The sequence below is a fragment of the Paraglaciecola sp. genome, from assembly GCF_030730205.1.
Lineage (GTDB): Bacteria > Pseudomonadota > Gammaproteobacteria > Enterobacterales > Alteromonadaceae > Paraglaciecola.
Genome location: NZ_JANQVQ010000328.1, coordinates 3,545 through 7,031 on the forward strand (window position 1 = coordinate 3,545; position 3,487 = coordinate 7,031).

Annotated in this window: 5 protein-coding genes; all 5 read right to left on the reverse strand. The window is 43.5% G+C overall.

The genetic code is table 11. The features are described 5' to 3' along the window. Window positions 1-494, reverse strand: a 494-nt coding sequence (locus NWQ57_RS21555; protein ID WP_306024254.1) for an efflux RND transporter periplasmic adaptor subunit, incomplete at its 3' end; no start/stop codon positions are given. Next, window positions 491-1,813: a TolC family protein gene (locus NWQ57_RS21560; protein ID WP_306024255.1), complete on the reverse strand. Its 1,323-nt coding sequence runs from the start codon at window positions 1,811-1,813 to the stop codon at window positions 491-493. The genes NWQ57_RS21560 and NWQ57_RS21555, both read right to left, overlap by 4 nt. Before the next feature lie 71 nt (window positions 1,814-1,884). After that, on the reverse strand, window positions 1,885-2,280 hold the full coding sequence (locus NWQ57_RS21565; protein WP_068376828.1) for a hypothetical protein: 396 nt from the start codon (window positions 2,278-2,280) through the stop codon (window positions 1,885-1,887). A gap of 87 nt (window positions 2,281-2,367) precedes the next feature. Continuing rightward, entirely contained in the window at window positions 2,368-3,246 is an 879-nt protein-coding gene (locus NWQ57_RS21570) for a cation diffusion facilitator family transporter (RefSeq protein WP_068376824.1), read from the reverse strand. Beyond that, a partial coding sequence (locus tag NWQ57_RS21575; protein ID WP_306024256.1) for a DUF3703 domain-containing protein occupies window positions 3,239-3,487 on the reverse strand: 249 nt, incomplete at its 5' end. The genes NWQ57_RS21575 and NWQ57_RS21570, both read right to left, overlap by 8 nt.

Consider the following 3,487-nt stretch of genomic DNA (forward strand, 5'->3'; position numbering starts at 1 on the left):
TGTGCCCACACGTCATCATAGTTTGCGATTGAAAATAACACTTGACCATTGGATAACTCGCCTTCATTGGCATGTCTGGCAATCACCGTGCCTGAAAACGGGGCTGTAACAGGATAACTTTTAAGGCTTTCATTGGATTCTACAACCGCCAGTGTCTCGCCTTTTTTGACTTTGTTACCTAAATTTGCGTTGACCTTGGTCACCATACCGTCGAATCGTGCACGCACATGACTCAGTGAAGCAGGATCGGTCACGATATTTCCGTAGACAGTGGTGGTGATATTGAGACTACCCGTTTGCACACTTTGCGTCATCACACCCATTTTTTGCGCCATGCTATCTGACATGAGCACGAGTTCATCCTCATGGGTTTCTGCATTGCCATGTGCATCCTCTGATGCTTGTATTGTGGTGCTTGAAAAAAATCCCAGCGCACTGCAAAAAATGAAAACTAACATAGTGTTTTGCTTCTTGATTACTATTTTTTTGTTCATTTTGTTTTTCTCGAAAAAGAGGTGTTGATCGTATCCACAAGGGGCTGTGCAGTCAGTGATTCGATATCTGCGCCCCGTTGATGAGCTTGCTTCGCTGATTGAATTAGGGCTTGTTTGGCATTGAGCAATTCATGACGTGTACTCACCCATTCAAGGTAGCTGAATCGTCCATCGATATAGGCTTGCTCTACCAATTCGAGCGCTTGAACTAAGGGTGGGATAATAGAATTTTGTAGTGTCTGCACATTGAGCAACGCATTATTTCTGACCATCAATGCCATATTTAGCTGATGGTATAGACTTTGAGTCGCTGACTCTTTTTGTTGCTCCAGTTGTGCCTGAATTGCTCGCTGTTTTTCGTACTCTCCAATATTTCGCTCACCGGCAAATAACGGCATACTGACTCCCGCTATAAAGGCTGTTTCATCTATACCATTCATGCGCCTGATTCCGGCTGTCCAGCTTAAATCCGACTGATTGGCTGCTTGGGTCAGACGTACTTGGGATGCCTGTAATCTCGCTTCTTGCGTATAGACATCGAGATTGGGACTGCCCAATAGGGTGTTGAAAAGCACGGTTAAAGATGGTGACGATTGCAGCGCAAATAAGTCACCCGCTACATCGGTAAAAGTGGGATATTGTTCCCCCCACATAATCGCCAGACTATTTATCATGGCTTGCTTAGTTTGCTGTGCCGTCACCACATCCAGTCTGGCTCTTGCCAGTGCTGCTTCAGCGCGTTGCTGTTCAAATACCGGAGATGCTCCTGCATCCACACGCTTTGTAACAGCTTGATAGGTATATCGAGCAAGAGTTTCTGCTTCTTGTTGTGCGTCAATTAGCGCTTGTTGCGCCAATACATCGATGTAGCGACGTGTCACTTCAGCCAATACATCCAAAGTGTGTACTTGTTTTTGCGCTTCGACGAAGGTGGATTGCGCTTTAGCAAACGCCTTACGTGAGTTGAGTTTATTGCCCAGTTCAATGACCGATGACAATGTGAGAGTTAACTCCGAGCCTTTAATGCCGGAGACCTCACCTGTTCCTAAAAAGTTTTCCACTTCAATGCCTGCATTGAGAGCAGGTTTGAGCGAAGCTGTTTTAATTTCCCCTTCTATCGCTTCTTGCTTGTATGTGAACTCATGCAATTCTGGCGAATTTGTTAATGTTCGCTGTATGGCGCTTTGCAACGTCATTTCGCCATTGGTGATACTGTTTGTTTGTGCTACTACCACGGTGTGTGTTGTCAAAAGGACAAGCATCGTGGAAACCACCCAAGCGTGCACACGCACAGGGCGATTCAATGAAATATTCATCATTGTTTTATTCCTAAATTATCAAAAATGTATATCGCCAAACTGTTGGCGAACGGTGTTTGATTAGTTCAGGGTTATGCTTTAGGTGGGCGTAATAATTGTGTGACCGGTGCATCTATTACTTTTGATAAGTAATAGAAACCGTGATGGGTGGTAACAGCATCGAGTTCGATACCATTGATGTTTCCAAGCCATTGGGCATGGGTTCCGTGACAATGACCACAGTGGTGGCAATCAGCGGGATTGTGAGAAATATCTACGGTGACGTTATTAGTATCGGCTTGTTCGTTAGATTGTAATTGAACATGCGTATTCGCAGAAGCGGTGTTATCTCCCGCTTGATGTTCGTGTATTTCGCTTAGATGTTGCGAGTCGATAGCATGAAAATCCAAGGAATTGGCGACAGCCGAAAACGACTGAAACAAAATCAGCGAAATCAACAGGTAACTTGCCACCCTCACACTAAACATATCTATCTACTCTCATCATTTTTATGTTAACAGCTTATCGAACTAAGACCAATCGACCAACCGCAACAAAGTATTTCAATCCTAACATTACTCATCTCGACAATCTTCATTGGCAAATTCAATTTCAATGGTAGTGTGCACAAAATCAAACTCATCAAGTCCGTGGCGAAGTTCGTCTTTGAGTGTTCTCAATTGAGAAACAGAAACATCTTTTTTCAACGCCACATGTACGGTCATGACGCTATGTTCACCGTCCAACGACCAAATATGAAAATGATGTATATCCGCCACATCAGCGTTTGACATGAGCACTTTACGCACTTCCTCCATCTGAGTAATATCTGGCGTGGCTTGCAAGAATAACAATAAGGTTTCTTTTAGATTTCTGACGACATTGAATAAAATGAATAATGTAAAGCCAATAGATAAAATGGGATCCAAGATCGCCCATGACTTGAACATCAGCACAATCGATACGATCAGCACTGCCACCCAACCCAATACATCCTCTAACAAGTGCCAGTTTAAGATACGCTCGTTTAAAGAATTCCCTTCGCTGAGTTTATACGCGGCAAAACCATTTACGGCGATGCCAAAAATTGACAGCAACAACATGCCTTCCACCTGTGGCATTTCGGGTGCTGAAAGCCTAGGGATAGCTTCGAATAAGATCCATATTGAGCCAGTCGTTAACACTAACCCGTTGATCAATGCACCAAGAAGAGAGAAGCGTTTGTAGCCATAAGAAAATGTATTGTTTGCTTCTTTATCACTGAGTTTATTTAAGCCCCAAGCAGTGCCAATGGATAAACTATCGCCCAAGTCATGCACTGCATCGGCCATTATAGCCGTGCTGTTTGTCAGCCATCCGCCTATAAATTCAATGATAGTGAATACGACATTCAAGAAAAATGCCCAGCCAATGCGTTTTGATGCGCTGTTATCACTGTGACTGTGGTTATGCATCGTTGATTTTGTCCAATATAGCTTGATTTTCAGCACTTACCGGTAGTCGTTTGAATGGACTGATATTCGTGCCACCTGTGTTCCCTTTGGGTACAAGGCCGATAGCGGTTTTGGTTGCAGCACCAATTATTCTTATTACTTGTCCAAAAACGGCTCTCCAATCTTTGTTTCGAAGACCATGTTGCAGCATTTTACAATGAATTAAACAATGATAATAAGTAGAGTGCTGACCAATTACATG

Coding starts and splice junctions, on each gene's coding strand:
- NWQ57_RS21560 (WP_306024255.1), bottom strand. CDS start 1,813: ATGATGAATATTTCATTGAATCGCCCTGTGCGTGTGCACGCTTGGGTG.
- NWQ57_RS21565 (WP_068376828.1), bottom strand. CDS start 2,280: ATGTTTAGTGTGAGGGTGGCAAGTTACCTGTTGATTTCGCTGATTTTG.
- NWQ57_RS21570 (WP_068376824.1), bottom strand. CDS start 3,246: ATGCATAACCACAGTCACAGTGATAACAGCGCATCAAAACGCATTGGC.